20 protein-coding genes are annotated in these 22018 nt (G+C 72.8%); 13 read left to right on the top strand and 7 right to left on the bottom strand.

Annotation, left to right across the window (positions count from 1 at the left end; translation table 11 throughout):
• Window positions 1-226 precede the first annotated feature (226 nt).
• The 3 genes from IF30_RS0113210 to IF30_RS0113200 all read left to right on the top strand — a co-directional run bounded on the left by IF30_RS0113210 (window position 227) and on the right by IF30_RS0113200 (window position 3873).
• The gene (locus IF30_RS0113210; RefSeq protein WP_030236653.1) at window positions 227-1627 is read left to right on the top strand and encodes a cystathionine beta-synthase; all 1401 of its coding nucleotides are present in this window, start codon (window positions 227-229) and stop codon (window positions 1625-1627) included.
• 443 nt (window positions 1628-2070) lie between these two features.
• On the top strand, window positions 2071-2406 hold the full coding sequence (locus tag IF30_RS0113205) for a hypothetical protein (protein ID WP_030236649.1): 336 nt from the start codon (window positions 2071-2073) through the stop codon (window positions 2404-2406).
• A gap of 186 nt (window positions 2407-2592) precedes the next feature.
• The gene (locus tag IF30_RS0113200) at window positions 2593-3873 is read left to right on the top strand and encodes a L,D-transpeptidase (protein ID WP_051710101.1); all 1281 of its coding nucleotides are present in this window, start codon (window positions 2593-2595) and stop codon (window positions 3871-3873) included.
• A 12-nt stretch (window positions 3874-3885) separates the two neighbouring features.
• On the opposite strand, the gene IF30_RS0113195 is transcribed toward IF30_RS0113200, so the two are convergent.
• Both IF30_RS0113195 and msrA read right to left on the bottom strand, forming a co-directional pair.
• Window positions 3886-4248 carry a cupin domain-containing protein gene (locus IF30_RS0113195; protein WP_030236644.1) on the bottom strand — a complete coding sequence of 121 codons (363 nt, stop codon included), beginning with the start codon at window positions 4246-4248 and terminating at the stop codon, window positions 3886-3888.
• A 146-nt stretch (window positions 4249-4394) separates the two neighbouring features.
• The gene (gene msrA, locus IF30_RS0113190) at window positions 4395-5060 is read right to left on the bottom strand and encodes a peptide-methionine (S)-S-oxide reductase MsrA (RefSeq protein WP_030236641.1); all 666 of its coding nucleotides are present in this window, start codon (window positions 5058-5060) and stop codon (window positions 4395-4397) included.
• A 137-nt stretch (window positions 5061-5197) separates the two neighbouring features.
• Between msrA and IF30_RS0113185 the strand changes: the two genes are divergently transcribed.
• The gene (locus IF30_RS0113185) at window positions 5198-6352 is read left to right on the top strand and encodes a cystathionine gamma-synthase (RefSeq protein ID WP_030236638.1); all 1155 of its coding nucleotides are present in this window, start codon (window positions 5198-5200) and stop codon (window positions 6350-6352) included.
• A gap of 11 nt (window positions 6353-6363) precedes the next feature.
• Here the strand turns inward: IF30_RS0113185 and IF30_RS0113180 are convergent, their stop codons facing one another.
• Window positions 6364-6903 (bottom strand): MarR family winged helix-turn-helix transcriptional regulator, encoded by a 540-nt coding sequence (locus tag IF30_RS0113180; protein WP_051710098.1) that lies wholly within the window; start codon window positions 6901-6903, stop codon window positions 6364-6366.
• 123 nt (window positions 6904-7026) lie between these two features.
• Between IF30_RS0113180 and ilvA the strand changes: the two genes are divergently transcribed.
• The 3 genes from ilvA to IF30_RS0113165 all read left to right on the top strand — a co-directional run bounded on the left by ilvA (window position 7027) and on the right by IF30_RS0113165 (window position 10386).
• Window positions 7027-8238, top strand: coding sequence for a threonine ammonia-lyase (gene ilvA / locus IF30_RS0113175; RefSeq protein ID WP_030236630.1), 1212 nt, complete (start codon window positions 7027-7029; stop codon window positions 8236-8238).
• Between the two features lie 200 nt (window positions 8239-8438).
• Complete coding sequence (locus IF30_RS0113170; protein WP_030236627.1) at window positions 8439-9527, top strand: daunorubicin resistance protein DrrA family ABC transporter ATP-binding protein; 1089 nt, start codon at window positions 8439-8441, stop codon at window positions 9525-9527.
• Window position 9528: 1 nt separating this feature from the next.
• Window positions 9529-10386: an ABC transporter permease gene (locus IF30_RS0113165; RefSeq protein WP_030236623.1), complete on the top strand. Its 858-nt coding sequence runs from the start codon at window positions 9529-9531 to the stop codon at window positions 10384-10386.
• 172 nt (window positions 10387-10558) lie between these two features.
• On the opposite strand, the gene greA is transcribed toward IF30_RS0113165, so the two are convergent.
• Both greA and IF30_RS0113155 read right to left on the bottom strand, forming a co-directional pair.
• Window positions 10559-11059, bottom strand: coding sequence for a transcription elongation factor GreA (gene greA / locus IF30_RS0113160; protein WP_030055385.1), 501 nt, complete (start codon window positions 11057-11059; stop codon window positions 10559-10561).
• A 258-nt stretch (window positions 11060-11317) separates the two neighbouring features.
• Entirely contained in the window at window positions 11318-11731 is a 414-nt protein-coding gene (locus IF30_RS0113155) for a DUF4307 domain-containing protein (protein ID WP_030236618.1), read from the bottom strand.
• Window positions 11732-11971: 240 nt separating this feature from the next.
• On the opposite strand from IF30_RS0113155, the gene mca reads away from it, so the two are divergent.
• Both mca and IF30_RS0113145 read left to right on the top strand, forming a co-directional pair.
• Entirely contained in the window at window positions 11972-12877 is a 906-nt protein-coding gene (mca, locus tag IF30_RS0113150) for a mycothiol conjugate amidase Mca (RefSeq protein ID WP_051710225.1), read from the top strand.
• Between the two features lie 49 nt (window positions 12878-12926).
• Window positions 12927-13118, top strand: a complete 192-nt coding sequence (locus IF30_RS0113145; protein WP_030236613.1) for a hypothetical protein — start codon at window positions 12927-12929, stop codon at window positions 13116-13118.
• A 53-nt stretch (window positions 13119-13171) separates the two neighbouring features.
• On the opposite strand, the gene IF30_RS0113140 is transcribed toward IF30_RS0113145, so the two are convergent.
• Window positions 13172-15436: a catalase gene (locus tag IF30_RS0113140; protein ID WP_030236611.1), complete on the bottom strand. Its 2265-nt coding sequence runs from the start codon at window positions 15434-15436 to the stop codon at window positions 13172-13174.
• A gap of 502 nt (window positions 15437-15938) precedes the next feature.
• On the opposite strand from IF30_RS0113140, the gene IF30_RS0113135 reads away from it, so the two are divergent.
• Both IF30_RS0113135 and IF30_RS0113130 read left to right on the top strand, forming a co-directional pair.
• Entirely contained in the window at window positions 15939-17978 is a 2040-nt protein-coding gene (locus tag IF30_RS0113135) for a thioredoxin domain-containing protein (protein ID WP_030236610.1), read from the top strand.
• Between the two features lie 190 nt (window positions 17979-18168).
• On the top strand, window positions 18169-19029 hold the full coding sequence (locus IF30_RS0113130; protein WP_030236607.1) for a GNAT family N-acetyltransferase: 861 nt from the start codon (window positions 18169-18171) through the stop codon (window positions 19027-19029).
• Window positions 19030-19046: 17 nt separating this feature from the next.
• Here IF30_RS0113130 and IF30_RS0113125 read toward each other — a convergent pair whose 3' ends face one another.
• A complete protein-coding gene (locus tag IF30_RS0113125; RefSeq protein WP_420791142.1) occupies window positions 19047-20009 on the bottom strand; it encodes a hypothetical protein in 963 nt (320 codons plus the stop codon).
• A 233-nt stretch (window positions 20010-20242) separates the two neighbouring features.
• Between IF30_RS0113125 and IF30_RS0113120 the strand changes: the two genes are divergently transcribed.
• Together IF30_RS0113120 and IF30_RS0113115 are read left to right on the top strand one after the other, a co-directional pair.
• Window positions 20243-20917 carry a papain-like cysteine protease family protein gene (locus tag IF30_RS0113120; protein ID WP_030236601.1) on the top strand — a complete coding sequence of 225 codons (675 nt, stop codon included), beginning with the start codon at window positions 20243-20245 and terminating at the stop codon, window positions 20915-20917.
• 8 nt (window positions 20918-20925) lie between these two features.
• The gene (locus IF30_RS0113115; protein WP_037899866.1) at window positions 20926-21804 is read left to right on the top strand and encodes a hypothetical protein; all 879 of its coding nucleotides are present in this window, start codon (window positions 20926-20928) and stop codon (window positions 21802-21804) included.
• Window positions 21805-22018 lie beyond the last annotated feature (214 nt).

Here is a 22018-nt window from a genome sequence, read left to right as displayed (position 1 = left end):
CACGTCCTCCTGCCGCCCCTCCCGGGGGCGTACTCCCCTCCTACCCGCGCCGGGGGCGCGAGTACCGGCGGGGGTGGGCCATTGGGGGAGGCCGCGGGGGCCGGGCGGGAGTACGGGGGAGGGCCGGTGGGGGGAGGTGGAGAGGAGGGAGCGCTGGTGCGCGTGCCACGGCCTAGGCTTTGCAGTACCGAATGCACTCGCATGCCCAAAGACCGGGAGGACCCCCGTGCGGTACCACAACTCGATCATCGACCTGGTCGGCAACACGCCGCTGGTCAAGCTGAACAAGGTCACCGAGGGCATCAGCGCGACCGTGCTGGCGAAGGTCGAGTACTTCAACCCCGGCGGCTCGGTGAAGGACCGCATCGCGATGCGCATGATCGAGGCCGCCGAGGCCTCGGGCGCCCTCAAGCCGGGCGGCACCATCGTCGAGCCGACCTCCGGCAACACCGGTGTCGGCCTGGCGATCGTGGCCCAGCAGAAGGGCTACAAGTGCATCTTCGTCTGCCCGGACAAGGTCTCGACCGACAAGATCAACACTCTTCGCGCGTACGGCGCCGAGGTGGTCGTCTGCCCGACCGCCGTCGCCCCCGAGCACCCGGACTCCTACTACAACGTCTCCGACCGCCTGGTCCGGGAGACCCCGAACGCCTGGAAGCCGGACCAGTACTCGAACCCGGACAACCCGGCCTCGCACTACCACTCCACCGGTCCGGAGCTGTGGGAGCAGACCGACGGGAAGATCACCCACTTCGTGGCGGGCGTCGGCACCGGCGGCACCATCTCCGGCACCGGCAACTACCTGAAGGAGGTCTCGGGCGGCAAGGTCAAGGTGATCGGCGCCGACCCGGAGGGCTCGGTCTACTCCGGCGGCACCGGCCGGCCGTACCTGGTCGAGGGCGTCGGTGAGGACTTCTGGCCGACCGCCTACGACCGCGCCGTCGCGGACGGCATCGTCGCCGTCTCCGACAAGGACTCGTTCCAGATGACCCGCCGCCTGGCCAAGGAGGAGGGCCTGCTGGTCGGCGGCTCCTGCGGCATGGCCGTGGTGGCCGCGCTGGAGGTCGCCCGCGGGCTCGGCCCGGACGACGTCGTCGTGGTGCTGCTGCCGGACGGCGGCCGCGGCTACCTGTCGAAGATCTTCAACGACGACTGGATGGCCGACTACGGCTTCCTGCCGTCGTCCACCGACGAGGCGCACATCGGCGAGGTGCTGGCCCGCAAGGAGTCCATCGAGCAGGGCGGCGTCCCGCAGTTCGTCCACATGCACCCGAACGAGACGGTCGCCGAGGCGGTCCGGGTGCTGCGCGAGTACGGCGTCTCGCAGATGCCGGTGGTCTCGCCCGGGGCCGGGCACCCGGACATCATGGCCGGCGAGGTGATCGGCTCGGTGGTGGAGAAGCTGCTGCTGGAGGGCATCTTCGCCAAGGAGATCGAGCTGAGCGACACCCTGGACAAGGTGATGTCCAAGCCGCTGCCGGTGGTCGGCTCGGGCGAGACCGTCACCAACCTGATGACCGTGCTGGAGAAGGCGGACGCGGCCGTCGTGCTGGTCGAGGGCAAGCCGCAGGGCATCGTCACCCGCCAGGACCTGCTGGGCTACCTGACCGGCCGCAGCGCGCACTGACGCACGGTCACCTCGGGGGCCCCGCGGGCGGATCCGCAGGGTTCGCGCACGGGCGAAGTGGTACACCGGCGTCACCTGCCCGCATCACGGGGTTAACACGGCTCCGGCATGGTTGTGGTCAACGGCAGGACGCCGAACGAGGCGACGGCAACCGTCCGGGAGCGGCTCCCCGGGCGACCGCGGTCGGCTCGGACACATCGGGCGGCCCTGACCCGGCCGCTGTGTCCTCCCTCCGCGGGAGGCGCCGTCGTCCCGCCCCTGTCCGGCTCCGGCCGGTCACAGGGTGCGGCGGCTCCCGCGGCCGCACTGCGCCGTACGGCGCGTCCCCGTGGCTCCCGGGTGGGGGAGCCCGAGCGGGGAAACGGTGGGGCCGGCCCTCTTCGGGGGGCCGGCCCCACCGGTGCGTCCGCCGGGCGGCCCGTGCTTCCCGTACGCTCGCACGCATGACCAGCACTGAAACGACCGACCAGGACGCCCCCCGCTACGTCCGGGTCAAGATCGAGCTCATCGCGGAGATCACCGACGAGGGCGCGCTCAAGGCGGCGGCCCTGCAGGCGGTGGCCGAGGACGAGTACCTCGACGACGAGGAGCGCGCCCAGTCCGTCGAGGCCATCGAGGTGGACCCGTCGGGTTCGCTCGCCCACTTCATCGACCCCGTCGCCCTGCTCGGCGAGGTCCCCGGGGTGGATCTCGCCTCGGCGACCTGGGAGTCGGCGCGGACCGAGTTCGACCCGGAGAGCGAGGAGTGGGACGAGTACACGGTGGACGCCGCCGAGTGACGGCCGTGTGCCGTGACGGCTCGTGAACGCCCGGTCTGCTCCTGGCAGGCCGGGCGTTTTGTCCATGTTCAGTGGGAAGTTGGGTCATCTCATACGATCGCTTACCCTTCGGTGGTGGAACCGTGAACGGGCGGATTGCGTTTCTGTATCCGTAAATGCCCGGGATGATCAGCAGGGAGACGCGACGTGACGGCACGGGACGGTCAGGGGCGAGTGGCGGGGGGCAGCTGGAGCCGACGTGGTGTCCTCGCAGGACTGATCGGGGCACCCGTGCTCCTGCTGGCGGCCTGCAACGACAACAGCGGCACCGGCGGCAGCGGCGGCAGCGGGTCCGGCGGCAGCGCGAACGGCACCCCGGGCGGCTCCGGCGGCGGCACCACCGCCCCGAAGACCTCGGCCGCCGTCATCACCGTCACCCCCGCGGACGGGGCCTCCGCCGCCAGCTTCAGCGAACCGGTCAAGGTCACCGTCACCAACGGCACGCTGAGCAGCGTCAAGGTCACCGACTCCGCCGGCAAGGAACTGGCCGGCCAGCTCTCCGCCGACAACACCAGCTGGACGTCGGCCGCCGCACCGGCCAGCGGTACCAAGTACGCCGTCGCCGCCACCGCCTTCGACAAGGACAAGCTGGAGGCGGACTCCAACGCCGTCTTCACCACGGCGACCCCGGCCAACACCTTCGTCGGCTACTTCACCCCCGAGGACGGCTCGACGGTCGGCGTCGGCATGCCCGTCTCGATCAACTTCAGCAAGCCGGTCACCGACCGCAAGGCCGTCCAGCAGGCGATCACCGTGACGGCGGAGCCGGGCGTCGAGATCGTCGGGCACTGGTTCTCCAGCACCCGCCTCGACTTCCGGCCGCAGGAGTACTGGGCCAAGGGCACCGTGGTCACGCTCAAGCTCCGGCTCAAGGACGTCGAGGGCGCCAAGGGCGTGTACGGCACGCAGTCCAAGGACGTCCGCTTCACCATCGGCCGGGCCCAGACCAGCGTCGCCGACCTGGCCACCAAGAAGCTCACCGTCACCACCGACGGCCAGGTCAGCGCGGTCTACAAGATCTCCGGCGGCTCGCCCGAACACACCACCTGGGGCGGCAAGATGGTGATCTCCGAGCAGTACACCCAGACCCGGATGAACTCGCAGACCGTCAACCTCGGCAGCGAGTACGACATCGCCGACGTGCCGCACGCCCAGCGCCTCACCACCTCGGGCACCTTCATCCACGGCAACTACTGGTCCCCGTCGTCGATCTTCGGCGGCCAGAACACCAGCCACGGCTGCGTCGGCCTGCAGGACGCCAAGGGCGCGCAGGACACCGGCACCGACGGCTACAAGTTCTACAAGTCCTCGATGGTCGGCGACGTGGTCGAGGTCGTGAACTCCGGTGACAAGACGGTCGCCCCGGACAACGGCCTCAACGGCTGGAACCTGAGCTGGGCCGACTGGAAGGCCGGCAGCGCCGTCTGACCGCCGGACCGGTCAGCGCTTCGCGTAGTCCGCGAAGCCCTGCCAGTCGACGATCACGCACCGCTCGTCGCCCACCACCCAGGCGTCGTGCCCGGGCGGGCAGAGCATGAAGTCGCCGGGGCCGAACTCGTCCTGCTGGCCGTCGTCCATGACGATCTTCATGCGGCCGGAGATCACGTACCCCAGGTGGGGCGCCTGACAGCTGTCGGTCCCGGCGATCGGCTTCACGTGCTCGGACCATCGCCACCCCGGCTCGAACACCGCCCTGCCGACCGGGCCGGCGTCCAGGTTGACCAGGCGCAGCTCGCCCTTGTCCTGCTCGAACGGGCGGACTTCCTCGGGGGCGTCGAAGCTCTTGCGGACCAGACCGGACATGGCGCACTCCTCTCCACGAGGAACGGCCCGGACGCCGACAGGCGGCCGGGCCGCCCCTGCTGGTCCTTCCAGTCTGCGCCCGGTTCGGGGCGCGGTCACGTGGGGTGGCCGCGCCCCGGAGCCGGCGGCGCCCGCCGGATCCGCGCTCAGCGCCGGGTGCGGGCGACGCCGATCGGGCAGGAGGCGCCGGTGCCGCCGAGACCGCAGTACCCGTTGGGGTTCTTGGCCTCCGACAGGTACTGCTGGTGGTAAGGCTCGGCCGGGTGGAACGGGCCGGCCGGGGCGATCTCGGTGGTGATCGGGCCGTAACCGAGCGCGGTCAGCGCGGGCTGGAAGGCGTCCCGGGAGGCCGCCGCGGCCTCCGCCTGGGCGGGGGAGTGGGTGTAGACGGCCGAACGGTACTGGGTGCCCACGTCGTTGCCCTGGCGGTTGCCCTGCGTCGGGTCGTGCGCCTCCCAGAAGGTCTTCAGCAGCCGCTCGTAGGAGACCACCGCCGGGTCGTACACCACCCGGACCGCCTCGGTGTGCCCGGTCAGCCCGCTGCACACCTCCTCGTACGTCGGGTTGGGCGTGTAGCCGCCCTGGTAGCCGACCAGCGTCGTCCAGACGCCGGGCAGGCGCCAGAACGTCCGCTCGGCACCCCAGAAGCAGCCCAGCCCGAAGTCGGCCACTTCGAGGCCCTCCGGGTAGGGGCCGAGCAGTGGGTGGCCGAGCACGGTGTGCGGCTCGCGCAGCTCGAAGGCCGGGGCCGCCCGGCCGGGCAGCGCCTGGTCGGCGGGGACGAGCGAGGTCTTGTGGCGGTTGAACAGCACGGCCTGCTCCTGCGGGTAGGGAGGGTTGCCACGGATTCAACGCGCGGGGGCGCCCGCGGATTCCGGCGGCGGCCGTTCCCGGCCGCCGTTACCCGTTCCGGCGAGCGCGCCGACGTACGGCCATTAGGCTCGGAGCCATGACCGAGCACCAGCTTCCCCAGGGCTTCGAGACCCTCGCCATCCACGCGGGTCAGGAAGCAGACCCCCAGACCGGGGCCGTCGTCACGCCGATCTACCAGGTGTCCACCTACAAGCAGGACGGGGTGGGCGGCCTGCGGGGCGGCTACGAGTACAGCCGTAGCGCCAACCCGACCCGCACCGCGCTGGAGGAGTGCCTCGCGGCGCTGGAGGGCGGCGCCCGCGGCCTCGCCTTCGCCTCCGGCCTCGCCGCCGAGGACACCCTGCTGCGGACCATCCTCAAGCCGGGCGACCACATCGTGATCCCCAACGACGCCTACGGCGGCACCTTCCGGCTGTTCGCCAAGGTGCTGACCCGCTGGGGCGTCGAGTTCTCCGTGGCCAACACCCAGGACCTCGCCACCGTCCGCGAGGCGCTGCGCCCCAACACCCGCGCGGTGTGGGTGGAGACCCCGTCCAACCCGCTGCTGGGCATCACCGACCTGGCCGCGCTCGCCGGGATCGCGCACGACGCCGGCGCGCTGCTGGTGGTCGACAACACCTTCGCCAGCCCGTACCTGCAGCAGCCGATCGCGCTCGGCGCGGACGCGGTCGTGCACTCCACCACCAAGTACATGGGCGGCCACTCGGACGTCGTCGGCGGTGCGCTGGTGCTGGCCGACGCGGCCCTCGGCGAGGAGGTCGCGTACCACCAGAACGCGATGGGCGCCGTCTCCGGCCCGTTCGACGCCTGGCTGGTCCTGCGCGGCATCAAGACGCTGGGCGTCCGGATGGACCGGCACAGCGCCAACGCGGAGAAGGTCGCCGAGCTGCTGGCGAGCCACCCCAAGGTCAGCCAGGTGCTCTACCCCGGCCTGCCCGAGCACGCCGGCCACGACATCGCCGCCAAGCAGATGAAGGCGTTCGGCGGCATGGTCTCCTTCCGGGTCGCGGGCGGCGAGGAAGCGGCCGTCGAGGTCTGCAACCGCACGCAGCTCTTCACCCTCGGCGAGTCGCTGGGCGGCGTCGAGTCGCTGATCGAGCACCCGGGCCGGATGACCCACGCCTCGGCGGCGGGCTCCCCGCTGGAGGTGCCCGCCGACCTGGTGCGCGTCTCCGTCGGCATCGAGTCGATCGACGACCTGCTGGCCGACCTCAAGCAGGCGCTCGGCTGAGGCTCCCGGCGTTACCGCCGGTCCGGCTGACCCGGCTGACCCGGCTGACCCGGCTGACCCGGCTGACCCGGCTGTCCCTGCTGGTCCGCCGTGTACGACTCCATCGCGTGGTTGAAGCGGGTCAGCAGGGCGCAGAACGCGTGCTGCTCCTCCGGCGGCCAGTCGGCCACCAGGCGGCGGGTCAACTCGGCCCGCCCGTCGCGGACTTCGTCGAGCCGGCCGGCGCCGCGCGAGGTCAGCGCGAGCCGGACGGCGCGGCGGTCGGCCGGGTCCTGCACCCGGCCGACCAGCCCGGCCGCGACCAGCGGAGCGACCTGGCGGGTCACCGTGGAGGAGTCCACCCCCAGGGACTCGGCCAGCGCCTTGACGTTGGCGGGCCCGTGCCGCTCCAGCCGGTCGAGCAGCAGGTAGGCGGCCCGGTCCAGCGTGCCGACCCCACCGCCGGAGGCTCGGACCTGTTCCATGCGGCGCGCCAACACCGCGAGCTGGTACTGGAGTCGGGTGTGCACGGGGTCGGTGCGGTCGGTGGCCTGGGGCGAGGTCGTCGTCATCGCGGCTCACGATCGTCGTGCGGTGAGGGAGGCTCAGAAGCAGCAGCGTACGCGGGCTCGGCGGGCCCGGGAACAGGCCCGGCGTCCCCGGTTGCCCGGGCCGGGGCCTCTACCCTTGGCGGCATGCACACCTGGCCGATCACCCTCGACGACGTCCGCGGCGCCCAGAAGATGCTCGCCGGGATCGCCCGGGTGACCCCGATGGAGGGCAGCCGGCACCTGTCCGGACTGATCGGCGCGCCGGTCCACCTGAAGTGCGAGAACCTGCAGCGCACCGGCTCGTTCAAGCTGCGCGGGGCGTACGTGCGGATCGCGGGACTCTCACCGGTGCAGCGGGCCGGCGGCGTGGTGGCGGCGAGCGCCGGGAACCACGCCCAGGGCGTGGCGCTGGCGGCCTCGCTGCTGGGGGTGCGCTCGACGGTGTTCATGCCGGTCGCGGCGCCGCTGCCGAAGATCGCGGCCACCCGTGAGTACGGCGCCGACGTGCGGCTGCACGGCGCGACCGTGGACGAGGCGCTGCAGGCCGCGCAGCGCTTCTCGGAGGCGACCGGGGCGGTGTTCATCCACCCCTTCGACCACTGGGACGTGGTCACCGGCCAGGCGACCGTCGGGCTGGAGATCCTGGAGCAGTGCCCCGAGGCGCGGACCATCCTGGTCGGCGTGGGCGGCGGCGGACTGCTCGCCGGGATCGCGGCGGCGGTGAAGCCGCTGCGGCCGGACGTGCGGGTGGTCGGGGTGCAGGCGGCCGGTGCCGCCGCGTACCCGCCGTCGTTGGCGGCCGGGCGGCCGGTGTCGCTGGAGCGCTTCGCCACGATGGCCGACGGGATCATGGTCGGGCGCCCGGGGGACATCCCCTTCGAGGTGGTCAACACGCTGGCGGACGGCATCCGCACGGTCTCCGAGGACTCGCTGTCGCGGGCGCTGCTGCTCGGCCTGGAGCGGCTGAAGCTCGTGGTCGAGCCCGCCGGGGCGGCCCCGATCGCGGCGCTGCTGGAGCAGCCGGACTCCTTCGAGGGCCCGGTGGTGGCGGTGCTCTCCGGCGGGAACATCGACCCCCAGCTGATGCAGCGGGTGCTGCGGCACGGGCTGGCCGCGGCCGGGCGCTACCTGTCGCTGCGGGTGCGGCTGGCGGACAAGCCGGGCTCGCTGGCGGACCTGCTGGGCGAGCTGACCGGACTCGACGCCAACGTCCTGGACGTGGCGCACGTGCGGACCGACCCGCAGCTGGGGCTGACCGAGGTCGAGGTGGACCTGCACCTGGAGACCAAGGGGCCGGAGCACTGCTCGGCGGTGGTCGCCGAGCTGCGGGACGCGGGGTACGTCGTCTCCCGCTAGCCGTCCGCCGCGACGGGTGGTGTCAGTCCCCCCTGACAGGATGGCGGAGCGATCTCCCTTGACGCGATATAACGCGTGCTGGAAAACTCGCGATACATCGCGTGTGAGTCCCGCGGGTCGAGAACCGAGTCGCCCGGGTGCCCGAGAACGGGGCAGAGTGGGACAGATCGCTCCATACGTCCGAGGAGATGAGGCAGGCCATGGCGCCAGCCATCCAAGCCGAGAACCTGGTGAAGACCTTCGGCGACGTACGAGCCCTGGACGGCGTCAGCCTCGACGTCCCCGAGGGCACGGTGCTCGGGCTGCTCGGCCCGAACGGCGCCGGGAAGACCACCACCGTACGGGTCCTCACCACCCTGCTCCGCCCCGATTCCGGCCGTGCCGTGGTCGCCGGCGTCGATGTGCTCAAGCACCCCGAGCGGGTCCGCAGCCTGATCGGCCTGTCCGGCCAGTACGCGGCCGTCGACGAGTACCTGACCGGCTTCGAGAACCTGACCATGGTCGGCGAGCTCTACCAGATGCGCACCCGCGCCGCGAAGGCCCGCGCGCTCGAACTGCTGGAGTGGTTCAACCTCACCGAGGCCAAGGACCGCACCGCCAAGACCTACTCCGGCGGCATGCGCCGCCGCCTGGACCTCGCCGCCGCACTGGTCGTCCGCCCGCCCGTGATGTTCCTGGACGAGCCGACCACCGGCCTCGACCCGCGCAACCGGCTCGCGCTCTGGGAGGTCATCGAGACCCTGGTCGAGCAGGGCACCACCCTGCTGCTCACCACCCAGTACCTGGAGGAGGCCGACCGGCTCGCCCACGACATCGCGGTGGTCGACCACGGCCGGGTGATCGCCCGCGGCACCGCCGACCAGCTCAAGGCGCAGATCGGCGGCGAGCGGATCGAGGTCGTGGTGCACGAGCCCGGCCTGGTCGCCGACGCGGTCGCCGCGCTGTCCGGCTACGCGCTGAGCGAGCCCTCGGTGGAGAAGAACACCCGCCGGATCACCCTGCCGATCAGCGGCGGCGCCCGGGTGCTCGCCGACGCCATCCGCGAACTCGACGCCCGCGGGATCGAGATCGACGACATCGGGCTGCGCCGGCCCACCCTGGACGACGTCTTCCTCACCCTCACCGGCCACGTCGCCGAGCAGGAGGGCGAAGGCGGCGAGGACGGCCCCAAGGGGCGCGGCCGGGGCGGCCGGAGCGGCGCCGAGGGCAAGGGAAAGCCCGGCGGCGCGGAGGACTCCGACGGCCAGGGCCCCGACCAGCAGGCCGTCGCGGCCGGGAAGGAGCGCTGAGATGAGCAGCGCCACCGAGCACGCCATCGGCGCGGCGGTGCCCCGGCAGCGCCGGGGGCTGTCCGCCACCCTGCACGACTCCTGGGTGGTCGCCAAGCGCAACCTGCGCCGGATGACCCGCATCCCGGAGATCGTCGTCTTCGGCCTGATGCAGCCGGTCATGTTCGTGCTGCTGTTCTCGTACGTCATGGGCGGGGCGATCCAGATCCCCGGGACGGGCTCCGGCTCCCACACGTACATCCAGTACCTGATGGCCGGCATCTTCGCCCAGACCGTCACCTTCGCCACCGCCGGGGCCTCGGCGGGCATCGCGGAGGACATGACCAAGGGCCTGGTGGACCGCTTCCGCTCGCTGCCGATGGCCCGCTCGGCGGTGCTGGTCGGCCGCACCCTGGCGGACCTCGTGCAGACCGCGTTCATCGTGGTCGTGCTGGGCCTGGTCGCACTGCTGGTCGGCTGGCGGATCCACGACGGGGTGCTCAACGCGCTCGGCGCCTTCGGCCTGCTGCTCCTGCTCGGCTACGCCTTCTCCTGGATCGGCGCGCTGATCGGACTGTCGGTGCGCAGCCCCGAGGCGGCCACCTCGGCCGGGCTGATCTGGCTGTTCCCGCTGACCTTCGTGTCCAACGCCTTCGTGCCGGTCAGCTCGATGCCGGGCTGGCTGCAGGGGATCGCGTACTGGAACCCGTTCAGCGCCACCGTGCAGGCCTGCCGGGTGCTGTTCGGCAACCAGGTCGGGCCGGTGGACGAAGCCTGGCCGATGCAGCACGCGGCGCTGGTCTCGGTGCTCTGGTCGGTCGTCATCACGGCGGTGTTCTCGTGGCTCGCGGTGCGCAAGTACCGCTCGTCCACGGCCTGAGCCGAAGCTGCTGCCCGGGCCGAAGCGCTGCCCGGGCCGGGCCGGCGCCTGAGCCGAAGCGCTGCCCGGGCGGGGCCTGAGCCGGGTGCCGCTTCCGCTGCGGGGTGAACGCGGGAGGGCGGCCGCGGAGTCCCAGGGACTCCGCGGCCGCCCTCGGGCAGTGGGGGCCGGATCAGCCGGCGTGCGGCACGACCTTGACGATCTTCACCATGGCCGGCTTGCCGTTCGGCAGGTCGTAGGTGGCCTCGTCGCCGATCTGCTTGCCGTCGATCGCGCGGCCCAGCGGCGACTGCGGGGAGTAGACGTCCAGGTCGTCGGCGCCCGCGACCTCGCGGGAGGCGAGCAGGAACTCCATGAGGTCGTCCTCGTCGCCGTCGAACGCGACCGTGACGACCATGCCCGGGGCCACCACGCCGGAGTCGGCCGGCGCCTCGCCGACCTTGGCGCGCTCCAGCAGCTGGGTCAGCTGGCGGATGCGCAGCTCGTACTTGCCCTGCTCCTCCTTCGCCGCGTGGTAGCCGGCGTTCTCCTTGAGGTCCCCCTCCTCGCGCGCCGCCTCGATCTTCTGGGCGATCTCGATGCGCCAGGGCCCGGTCAGATGGTCCAGCTCGGCCTTGAGCTGGTCGTAACCGGCCTGAGTGAGCCAGGTCACGTTTTCACTGGTCTGGGTCACGGGTGCTCCTCGTAGGTGCTGGGGCTGTGCTGAGGGTGTGAGTCGTCAGCAGGGTTGGTGGTGATATCGGTCTCAACTACAAAGCAACGCCCGCTCCCGTACCATCCGGTGCGGAAGGGGCGAAACCACGAGCCTAACAACTCCTGCCGACAAGCGGGAGAGGCGCCGACGCGACATCGACGGGGGTGTTGCGCCTCGGTGTCCAGGACGAAACGGGGACCTTCTACGGATGCCCGCTCGCCGGAGCGAATATGCGGCCTACCGGGCCGGCGTGCAGCCCAGCAGTTCGGCCGTGGTGCCGCGGGACGTCGTGCGCAGGGTGACCACCGCGTCGTAGCTGGAGCCGGCCGCCGGGACGGGGAAGTCGGCCACCCCGACCACCGCGTGGTCGTCGCCCTGCGAGCGGACCGTACAGGTGCCGGCCTGCCCGTCGCTCTTGCTCACCGTGAGGTGCAGGCGGACCTCGGAGTCGGAGAGCACCTGGAAGGTCGGCACCGAGCCGTTGATCTTCGTCTCGCGCAGCAGGTAGGAACCGCCCAGCCAGGCGACCACGCCCAGGCCCAGCACGCCGCAGACCGCTCCGACCACCTTCAGGCGGCGGTCCGAGTCGCGGTCCCCGCTCCTGCCGTAGCGCCCCTCGGGCAGCGTGGCGGCGGTGGTCTCTGCAGTCATCGGACTCGTCCTTCCCTGGGGAGGGGCCGCGCGGGGTGGAACGGGGGAATGCGGCGCTCCTCCAGTCCGTCACTATAGGAGGGGCACGCCCGCGGCCGGTCCGGCGGGGGCAGGGCTCGGCCGTGTCGGCGACATCCGCGGGCCGGCCCCGCGGCGACGCGGTCCCGAAGTGAGCGGTTCGTACGGTGGGCAGACCCGGACTTCGCGGAACGCCCGAGGATGTGGAAGGAACGCAAGGCGTTGACTGAGCAGTTGCGACTGATGGCGGTGCACGCCCACCCGGACGACGAGTCCAGCAAGGGCGCGGCCACCATGGCCAGGTACGTCGAACAGGGTGTGGACGTGCTGGTGGCCACCTGCACGGGGGGCGAGCGCGGGTCGGTCCTCAACCCCAAGCTCCAGGGGGATCCGTACATCGAGGAGAACATCCACGAGGTCCGGCGCAAGGAGATGGACGAGGCGCGGGCGATCCTCGGCGTCAAGCAGGCCTGGCTGGGCTTCGTGGACTCCGGCCTGCCCGAGGGCGACCCGCTGCCCCCGCTCCCGGAGGGCTGCTTCGCCCTGCAGGACGTGAAGGAAGCGGCCGAGCCGCTGGTCCGGCTGATCCGCGAGTTCAAGCCGCAGGTCGTCACGACCTACGACGAGAACGGCGGCTACCCGCACCCGGACCACATCATGACCCACAAGATCACCATGCTGGCCTTCGACGCCGCGGGCGATCCGGACGCCTACCCCGAGGCCGGTGAGCCCTGGCAGCCGCTCAAGCTGTACTACAACCACGGCTTCCCCATGGGCCGCATCCGGGCGCTGCACCAGTACCTCACCGAACACGGCCACGACTCGCCGTACGGCGAGTGGATCGAGGGCTGGGAGAAGAGCGGCCGCAAGGAGCGCGAGATCACCACCCGGGTCCGCTGCGACGACTGGTTCGAGACCCGGGACCGCGCGCTGATCGCCCACGCCACCCAGATCGACCCGGACGGCCCGTGGTTCCGCGTCCCGCTGGAGGTCCAGCGCGAGGTGTGGCCCACCGAGGACTACGAGCTCGCCCGTACCCTGGTCGACGTGGACCTGCCGGAGGACGACCTGTTCGCCGGCCTGCGCACCCCCACCCTGGCGGCCGAGGCCGCAGACACGCGCGACTGAACCACCCCCCGATGGCCCGGCTCCCCGTGAGCCGGGCCACCATAGAGATATGAGTGCCCCCGTGAACCTCGTCCACCTCGCCGCTGACCTCGCCGTCGACGACGCCAAGGTCACCCCCGGCCTCCTCGGCTTCGTCGTCTTCGCCGCTCTCGGCGTGGCCACGTGGTTCCTGGTCAAGTCGATGAACCGGCAGTTCAAGAAGGTCGACTTCGTCGAGGAGCCGGAGGCTCCGAAGGAGTGACGCCCGGCCGCCGGGGCCCGGGCCGGGCGCACCGGTGAGACCCGACCGGACTCCTACGGCCGGGCACCGGGAACCGGGAAGCGGTCCCACACGCGGTGGGCACCCAGGAAGCCGACGAGGCCGGCCAGCACCTCGTCCAGATCCTCGCTCGTCAGGACGCCGGGAGCCTGGGGGTCGACGCCCGCAGCCGCCCACACGGCACGGGCGGCGGGGTGGCCGCCGACCGGCTTGGCATGGCGGTAGGCCTCGTTGACGAGCAGCGCCACCCGGGAGTCGACCGGCGACGACCCGTTGGACTTGGCGTCCCGTGCGCCGTGGTCGTCGGCCCCCGGCGCCGGCGCGCCGAGGACGTAGAGCGCGTCGAACTCCACCGAGCGGGCGGCGGCGAACGTGCGCTGGACCGGGAGGTCGTCGGCCAGGGGCGCGGCGGTGGGCGCGATGATCAGGGGCGTCATCCCGGCGCCGCGCACCGCATCCCGGGCCGCCCGTACGACGCCCGTGTCGCCGGTGGAGTCGGTGACGATGCCGACCACGCGGCCGTCGGCCGGCCAGGACGCGCCGAGCTGCGAGAGGGCGGGGCTGGGCCGCAGGTCCGGTGCCGGGGCGGTCGGCTCGGGAGCCGGCAGGCCGAGCCCCGCGGCCACCTCCGCGCACAGGGTGGGGTCGATGTTGGCGAGCACGCCCAGCGTCCGCTCCCTGATCGCCACTTCGTACACCTTGGACAGCTCGAAGGTGTACGCGGCGATGACGTGCTGCTGCTCGACCGCGGTGAGGCTGAGCCAGAACTGACGCGGCTGGCTGAAGTGGTCCGCGAACGACGCGGGGGCCTCGCGCACCTTGGCCGCCGCGGCGACCGGGGTGGGGTACTCCACGAACGCGTGCTCGCCGGCGCCGGCGAAGAACGGGCAGCCGCCGTCCAGCGAGTTCGGCTTGTAGGGGGCGACCCCGCTGTGGACCGCGTCCTGGTGGAACCCGTCGCGCAGCATGTCGTTGACCGGCGCGTGGGTGCGGTTGATCGGGATCTGCGCGAAGTTCGGGCCGCCCAGACGCGTGATCTGGGTGTCGAGGTAGGAGAACAGGCGGCCGCTCAGCAGCGGGTCGTCGGTGATGTCGATACCGGGAACGAGGTGCCCGGGGTGGAAGGCCACCTGCTCCACCTCGGCGAAGAAATTGGTCGGGTTGGCGGTGAGCGTCATCAGCCCGATCGGCCGGACGGGGGCCAGCTCCTCGGGCACGATCTTCGTCGGATCGAGCAGGTCGATCCCTTCGAACGTCTGCTCCGGGGTGTCCGGGAAGGTCTGGATACCGAGCTCCCACTGCGGGAACGCGCCGGCCTCGATCGCGTCGTAGAGGTCACGCCGGTGGAAGTCCGGGTCCATGCCGCCGATCAGCTGCGCCTCCTCCCACACCAGGGAGTGCACGCCCAGCTTCGGCTTCCAGTGGAACTTCACCAGCGTGCTCGCGCCCTCCGCGTTCACCAGGCGGAAGGTGTGGACGCCGAAACCCTCCATCATCCGGTACGAACGGGGGATGCCGCGGTCGGACATGTTCCACAGCGTGTGGTGGGTCGCCTCCGTGTGCAGCGACACGAAATCCCAGAACGTGTCGTGCGCGCTCTGCGCCTGCGGGATCTCCCGGTCCGGGTGGGGCTTCGCGGCGTGCACCACGTCGGGGAACTTGATCGCGTCCTGGATGAAGAACACCGGGATGTTGTTCCCGACCAGGTCGAAGACGCCCTCCCCGGTGTAGAACTTCGTGGCGAAACCGCGGGTGTCGCGCACGGTGTCCGCCGAGCCGCGCGAGCCCAGCACGGTGGAGAAGCGCACGAACACGGGCGTCTCGACGCCCTCGGCCAGGAAAGCGGCCTTGGTGACCGCCCCGGCCGTGCCGTAGCCGCGGAACACGCCGTGCGCGGCGGCGCCGCGGGCGTGCACCACCCGCTCGGGGATCCGCTCGTGGTCGAAGTGCGTGATCTTCTCGCGCAGGTGGTGGTCCTGGAGGAGGACCGGACCGCGCGGGCCGGCCTTCAACGAATGGTCGCTGTCCGACACGCGGGTGCCTTGAGCCGTGGTCAGGTAGCCACCGCTCTGCGACCGCACGTCCGCCGCCCCGCCACCGCGGCCCGTCGCCGACACGACGGTGGGTGCGCCCTGGTCGGGCTTGGGCGGCAACGGCGCGCGCGGCTCGGTGGGCTCCGCCACCGGAACCGGCTCCGCACCGGGCGCCCCCGGCACCTCCGGCCGTCCGCGGTCCTTCCTGTCGGACACGGCGTCAGCCACGGTGTCCACCAGCTTCTGCACGGGGTTGGACTTGGTCATTGGTCCTCCGGATCCAACAGCGGTCCACCCGCATCAGGGGGCGGACCGTTCGGCTGCATACACACACGCGACGTCGGCGCAGTCGGCCGACTCCAAACGGCGGCAACCGCAGCCAAGGGCCCTGGGCTGCCGACGACCGTCTGCCCGGACCGAGGGGCCCTACACGCCTCGACCGATCCGCCGACCGCGGCGCCCGACCCGGGTGGGCAAGAGGCCTTCCCCAGCATCGGCGGCCGTGGCAGGTGCCGCGACGCGGGGCGCCGTTCGGCCTAGCCGCCCCGGGTGCCGGTCGGCCTGGGTGTCCAACGGTTTCGGGGGTGAGCCGTCCCGGGGGTGAGCCGTTCCGGGTGTCAGCCGTTCCGGGGGTGAGCCGTTCCGGGGGTGCCGCCGAGGCCGGGCTCGGCGGGCGCGCCTTCGGCCCAGGGGTGGAACCCCGCCGAAGGGACCACGGGTTCGTGGGGCTTCACGGGCTCGGCCGGGCGGCATGAGTAGGGTGGACCGTATGAACCGGCTGGCTGGTGTGACCTCGCCTTATCTGCTTCAGCACGCTGACAATCCGGTCGACTGGTGGCCCTGGGGACCGGAGGCTTTCGAGGAAGCGCGACGGCGGAACGTGCCCGTGCTGCTGTCGGTCGGCTACGCCGCGTGCCACTGGTGCCACGTGATGGCGCACGAGAGCTTCGAGGACGCCGGGCTCGCCGGGTACCTCAACGAGCGGTTCGTCGCGGTCAAGGTCGACCGGGAGGAGCGGCCGGACGTCGACGCCGTGTACATGGAGGCGGTGCAGGCCGCCACCGGGCAGGGCGGGTGGCCGATGACGGTGTTCCTCACCCCCGACAAGGAGCCGTTCTACTTCGGCACCTACTTCCCGCCGGAGCCCCGGCACGGCATGCCGTCCTTCCGGCAGGTGCTGGAGGGCGTGGACGCGGCCTGGCGGGACCGGCGGCAGGAGGTCGCCGAGGTCGCCGGGCGGATCCGGGCCGACCTCGCCGAACGGGCCGCCGTCTACTCGGCCGGAGCCCACCACCCGCCCGGCGAGAGCGACCTGCACCAGGCTCTGGTGACGCTCAGCCGGGAGTTCGACCAGGCCCGCGGCGGCTTCGGCGGTGCCCCCAAGTTCCCGCCGGCCATGGTGCTCGAGTTCCTGCTGCGCCACCACGCGCGCACCGGCTCGGAGGCGGCCCTGGAGATGGCCGTCCGCACCGGCGAGGCGATGGCCCGCGGCGGCATCCACGACCAGCTCGGCGGCGGCTTCGCCCGGTACGCGGTCGACGCCGGCTGGGTGGTCCCGCACTTCGAGAAGATGCTCTACGACAACGCCCTGCTGCTGCGCGCCTACCTGCACCTGTGGCGGGCCACCGGATCCGCGCTCGCCCGCCGGGTCGCGCTGTCGACGGCGGACTTCATGCTGCGCGAACTCCGCACGCCCGAGGGGGCGTTCGCCTCGGCGCTGGATGCCGACAGCCTGGACGAGGAGACCGGGAAGACGGCCGAGGGCGCCTACTACGCGTGGGAGCCGGGGCAGTTGGTCGACCTGCTCGGCCCCGCCGACGCGGCCACCGCCGCCCGGCTGTTCGCCGTCACCGCCGAAGGAACCTTCGAGCACGGCACCTCCGTCCTCCAACTCCTCAGCGAACCCGAGGACTTCGCCGAGTACGAGGCGATCCGCGCCCGGCTGTTCGAAGCCCGTGCGGCGCGGCCCGCACCGGCCCGGGACGACAAGGTGGTCGCCGCCTGGAACGGCCTCGCCATCGCCGCGCTCGCCGAGACCGGCGCCCTGCTGGAGCGGCCCGACCTGGTCGACGCCGCCGAGCGCGCCGCCGACCTGCTGCTCGCCGTCCACCTCACCCCCGACGGCCGACTGCTGCGTACCTCCCGGGACGGCCGGGCCGGCGCCAACGCGGGCGTGCTGGAGGACTACGCGGACACCGCCGAGGGCTTCCTCGCGCTGTACGCGGTCACCGGCGCGACGGAGTGGCTGCAACTGGCCGGCGGTCTGCTCGACACCGTCCTCAAGCACTTCACCGACGTGCCCTCCGGCGCGCTCTACGACACCGCCGACGACGCCGAGGAACTGATCCGCCGCCCGCAGGACCCGACCGACAACGCCACCCCCTCCGGCTGGACGGCCGCCGCCGGCGCCCTGCTCACGTACGCCGCGTACACCGGCTCCGACCGGCACCGGACGGCCGCCGAGCGGGCCCTCGGCGTGGTCGGCGCGCTCGCCGGGCGGGCGCCGCGGTTCATCGGCTGGGGCCTCGCCGTCGCCGAGGCGCTGCTCGACGGGCCGCGCGAGGTGGCCGTGGTCGGCCCGGCCGGGGATCCGGCCACCGCGGCGCTGCGGCGGGCGGCGCTGCTCGGGACGGCGCCCGGGGCGGTCGTCGCGGTGGGAGAGCCGGGGGAGCGCGAGGTGCCGCTGCTGGCGGACCGGCCGCTGGTCGGCGGGGCGCCCGCGGCGTACGTCTGCCGGCACTTCACCTGCGACGCGCCGACCACCGACCCGACGGCGCTGGCGGAGCGGCTGGGCGCGGCGGTCGGGTAGCGGCGGGCAGCTGACCACCCGGGCAGCCGAGCAGCCGGGCAGCCGGGCAGTCGGGCAGACGCGTAGCCGGGCAGACGCGTAGCCGGCAGTCGCGTAGCCGGGCAGCCGGGCATCGGGCAGACGAGTGGACGGCGGTCGGCGGGGCGAATAATCGTTGGCGGGCGCGGCCGGGCCGGGGCGAACATGGGCCATGACCTGGACTTTCAGTACGTCCCTCGACGAGTTCCGGGAGCAGGCGGGTGCCTTCCTCGCCGCCCGTCCCGCCGCGAACACCGTCCTGCTCACCGTCACGCACCGGCTGGCCGAGGCCGGGCTGGACGTGTTCGGTCCGCGACCGGTCTTCGGCTGGTGGCGGCCGGCGGAGGGCGCGCCGGTCGGCGGGGCCTTCCTGCAGACGCCGCCGTTCGCCCCCCGGCTCTCCTTCATGCCGGAGGAGGCGGCCGAAGAACTGGCCGTCGGGCTGGCCGCCGCCGGGCCCGGGTTCGCCACGGTGACCGGGGTCGGTGGGGCGGCGGACACGGTCCGCGCCTTCGCGGCGGCCTGGACGGCCGCCACCGGCACCGGACAGTCCGTGCGCGTCGAGGAACGGCTCTACCGTCTGGGCGGGTTGACCGGGCCGCCGCGTCCGCCCGCGGGCCGCCACCGGCTCGCCGAACCGGCCGAGCGCGAGCTGGTGATCCGCTGGTACGAGGAGTTCCTGGCCGAGGTCGAGGTGATGCTGCCCGACGTGCCGCGGGCGGTGGACGACAAGATCGCGGTCGGCGGGCTCCACCTGTGGGAGGACGGGGGCAGCCCGGTCGCCCTGGCGGGCAGCAGCCCGGTGGTCGCCGGGATGTCCCGCATCGGCCCGGTCTACACGCCCGCCGAGCACCGGGGCCGCGGCTACGGAAGCGCCGTCACGGCCGCCGTCTCCGCGCACCTCCTCTCCCGGGGGGTGGAGGAGGTGCTGCTCTACACCGACCTCGGCAATCCGACCAGCAACTCGATCTACCAGCAGATCGGCTACCGGCCGGTGGAGGACTGCCTGGTCGTGGACTTCCTGACGCGGTAGGGGGATTCCCGGCCACTTCACTCCCAGTCCCAGCGGATGCCCAGGATGCACGGCCGCAGCGCGGTGGCGACCAGGTGGACGCAGTGGTGGCCGTCGAGGGTCAGCTCCTCGGTCTCGTAGGGGGCCCCGCCCGGGGAGTGGAGGGCGAAGCGGTGGCAGCGGACGGGCAGGGCGGCGGGGTGGAAGGTGACCTGGAGGACGTACTGGCCGGCCCCGGAGTTGAAGCCGCGGACGTACTCGCAGCTGGGCTCGGGGGAGGGCGCGTCGTCGAAGCCGTAGCCGAGCAGGTGGGTGTCGCCGGCGCGGAGCCGGCGGTCGAGGAGGAGTTCGGCGGCGAGCAGGTGGTGGGCCCGGTCGCGGCGGATGCGGCCGGGGCGGCAGTTCTCCTCGGCGCGGACGCCGACCAGCCCGATGTCGCTGCCGGGGTCACCCTGGTAGAGGGCGAGGTAGCGGTCGATGCCGTCGCGGTGGGCGCGCAGGGCGTGCTGGGAGTCGCGGCGGGTGAGCCGGCGGTCGGGGCCGAGCCGGATGCGTTCGATGTGGGTGACGGTGTGCAGGCCGGTGTCGCGCGGCCCGGCGAGGGCGGTGAGCAGATCGTCGACGGCGGCGGCGGGGGAGATGAGGTCGCGGTAGGGCCGGACGGGCGGCCCGGCGGGGGTGGCGAGGGCGGCGCGGCGGGGGCCGAGCAGCCGGGTGAGGGAGTGCTCGGGCAGGTCGAGGACGTCCTCCAGGGTGGCGACGGCGCGCAGTGATTCGGGGCGTTCGGGCCGGCGTCGGCCCTGCTGCCAGTAACTGAGGCTGGTGAGGCCCACGTTGACGCCGCGCAGGGCGAGGCGGCGGCGGATCCGGTGGAGGGTGAGGCCCCGAGCGGCGATGGCGGTGCGCAGGGCGAGGTGGAAGGGGCCGGTCCGCAGGGCGGCGGCGAGGTCGGCGTGGTCGGTGCGGTGGATGACGGCCTCCTGGGTGGGGGACGCGGGCAGACCGTGTTTGACCGTGAATATTCACATCCGGACGGTGGTTTGTCACCGGTCCGGGCCGGTGACGCGGGGGTTCGCCGGATGGCGTTCACATCTGCGCCCGGCCGTTCACACCCGGTCCGGGCCGCCGCCAAAGCCGTTGACCGGCCTCCGACAACGGCGCCATGCTCGGGGCGCGATCCGGACCGCGCCCCCACACAGCACCTCGCTCCATTCGCGCAAGGAGGCATCCCCACATGCCAGTTCCACGGATACGGCTGCGCCGCGCGGTCTCGCTGCTCGCCCTCGGCGTGCTGGGCCCGGCGCTCACCGCCGCGGTCGCGACGCCTGCGGTCGCCGCCCCCGCCCAGGACCGGGCCCCCCACCAGGTCCGGGCCTCCCACCAGGTCCGCCAGGCCGCCGCGCCCGGCAGTACGGCGGACCTCGCCGGCACGTACAAGAAGCTCAACATCACCATGCAGCAGCAACAGCAGACCAACTGGTGCTGGGCGGCGAGCGGGAACACCATCGCCACCTGGTTCGGCTACGACTACAGCCAGAACCAGTTCTGCAACGCTGCGTTCGGCCGAGCCACCGACTCCGGCTGCCCCAACAGCCAGGCCACGCTGGCCGACGTGCAGAACGGGCTGAGCCGGATCGGCATCACCCCTGGCTCGTACGTCACCGGCTACCTGCGCTACACCACCGTGCAGGCCGAGGTGGACGCGAACCGGCCGGTCGAGACCCGCATCCAGTGGAGTTCGGGCGGCGGGCACATGCACGTCGTGTACGGCTACGACACCGGGAGCAACTGGATCTACTGGGGCGACCCGTGGCCGTCCAACTACCGCTACAACTGGGCGGATTACTGGTACTACGTGAACAACGACACGTTCTCGTGGACCCACTCCCTGTACCGGATCGGCGCGTGAGGACGACCATGACCGAGTTCACCAGCCTCCGTCGCGCCGCCGCCGGCGCCCTGCTCACCGCCGGCCTCGCGCTGGCGCTCGCCCCGGCCGCGCACGCCGACGCCCCGGCCGCCCCGGCCGGCGCCCCGGCCCCGCTGGCCGCCGACGACCTCGCCCAGGCCCGCAGTGCCGTCCAGGCCCCCGCCGTCCTCGACAAGGTCGGCCACTTCTTCGCCCGTAAGGGCGTCCCGCCGACCCAGCAGCTCACCATCGGCGCCGCCGAGGAGGCACGGGCGGCGAGCGCGTCGGCGCCGCGACTGGCCGGCGACACCGTGCCGGTGTACGTCCTGGACCCCGGCTTCGTGGCCGGCACCCCCGGTGCGCCGGTGGCGAAGGCGGAGTTCACCGCCAGCAAGGTGGTCGCGGCGGACGGGCAGACCGCCTCGGTCTGGACCGTCCGGCAGGGCGACGCCTGGCGGGTGGTCAACATCGCCTCGGGCGGCGACGAGAGCGACTACGCCGCGAAGGCGGCGAGCAACGGTGGCACCGCCTTCCGCGAACCGCAGGTCAACGCCTGGTACGTGGTGCGCGACGGCCGGGTGCTGCCGTTGGACGACGAGGCCACGCGCTCGGTGGGCGCGGGCGGGGTGTCGCTCGCCGCGTACCAGCAGCTGGTGCACCAGCGGTACGGGGACAAGCTGCCCGGCTCGGCCTACGACCGGGCCGGCGAGGGCGGCGGCTACCGGGCCGACGCCGAGCCGCAGCCGGTGGTGGCGGCGGCGGCGGAACCGGCGGCGGGCGGCGGTTCGGCGCTCCCGGCCGTGACGGCGGCCGCCGCCCTGGGCGCCACCGCGCTGGTCGGCGCGGGCGCGGTCCTGCGGCGGCGGACGGGCGACCGCCGCGGGTGACGGCGAAGCGGGGCCCGGCCGAGCGGGCCGGGCCCCGCTGCCCCACCCGCGGGGCCACGTGCCGGCCCGGGCGGAGCGCCTGGGTGGACGGTTGACACCAGAGAGTGATGTGTCCTCGAAGTGCTCCTGCCGCACGAGGAATTGACGCAACGTTGATCTGTCGTTCGCTGCCCTGGGGCAGTCGGAGGTGACTGACGGTAGATAGGATGTGGCA

The organism is Streptomyces sp. NRRL S-350, from assembly GCF_000719705.1.
Lineage (GTDB): Bacteria > Actinomycetota > Actinomycetes > Streptomycetales > Streptomycetaceae > Kitasatospora.
The sequence above is the reverse complement of the archived record's forward strand: the minus strand, read 5'-3'. Positions and strand labels throughout refer to the sequence as shown.

What these genes read in the sequence shown, in the direction of transcription:
- IF30_RS0113130 (WP_030236607.1), top strand. Translation starts at nt 18,169, where the DNA reads ATGACCTGGACTTTCAGTACGTCCCTCGACGAGTTCCGGGAGCAGGCG.
- IF30_RS0113205 (WP_030236649.1), top strand. Translation starts at nt 2,071, where the DNA reads ATGACCAGCACTGAAACGACCGACCAGGACGCCCCCCGCTACGTCCGG.
- IF30_RS0113170 (WP_030236627.1), top strand. Translation starts at nt 8,439, where the DNA reads ATGGCGCCAGCCATCCAAGCCGAGAACCTGGTGAAGACCTTCGGCGAC.
- IF30_RS0113115 (WP_037899866.1), top strand. Translation starts at nt 20,926, where the DNA reads ATGACCGAGTTCACCAGCCTCCGTCGCGCCGCCGCCGGCGCCCTGCTC.
- IF30_RS0113195 (WP_030236644.1), bottom strand. Translation starts at nt 4,248, where the DNA reads ATGTCCGGTCTGGTCCGCAAGAGCTTCGACGCCCCCGAGGAAGTCCGC.
- IF30_RS0113180 (WP_051710098.1), bottom strand. Translation starts at nt 6,903, where the DNA reads ATGACGACGACCTCGCCCCAGGCCACCGACCGCACCGACCCCGTGCAC.
- IF30_RS0113165 (WP_030236623.1), top strand. Translation starts at nt 9,529, where the DNA reads ATGAGCAGCGCCACCGAGCACGCCATCGGCGCGGCGGTGCCCCGGCAG.
- IF30_RS0113135 (WP_030236610.1), top strand. Translation starts at nt 15,939, where the DNA reads ATGAACCGGCTGGCTGGTGTGACCTCGCCTTATCTGCTTCAGCACGCT.
- IF30_RS0113145 (WP_030236613.1), top strand. Translation starts at nt 12,927, where the DNA reads ATGAGTGCCCCCGTGAACCTCGTCCACCTCGCCGCTGACCTCGCCGTC.
- IF30_RS0113140 (WP_030236611.1), bottom strand. Translation starts at nt 15,436, where the DNA reads ATGACCAAGTCCAACCCCGTGCAGAAGCTGGTGGACACCGTGGCTGAC.
- IF30_RS0113120 (WP_030236601.1), top strand. Translation starts at nt 20,243, where the DNA reads ATGCCAGTTCCACGGATACGGCTGCGCCGCGCGGTCTCGCTGCTCGCC.
- IF30_RS0113185 (WP_030236638.1), top strand. Translation starts at nt 5,198, where the DNA reads ATGACCGAGCACCAGCTTCCCCAGGGCTTCGAGACCCTCGCCATCCAC.
- ilvA (WP_030236630.1), top strand. Translation starts at nt 7,027, where the DNA reads ATGCACACCTGGCCGATCACCCTCGACGACGTCCGCGGCGCCCAGAAG.
- IF30_RS0113155 (WP_030236618.1), bottom strand. Translation starts at nt 11,731, where the DNA reads ATGACTGCAGAGACCACCGCCGCCACGCTGCCCGAGGGGCGCTACGGC.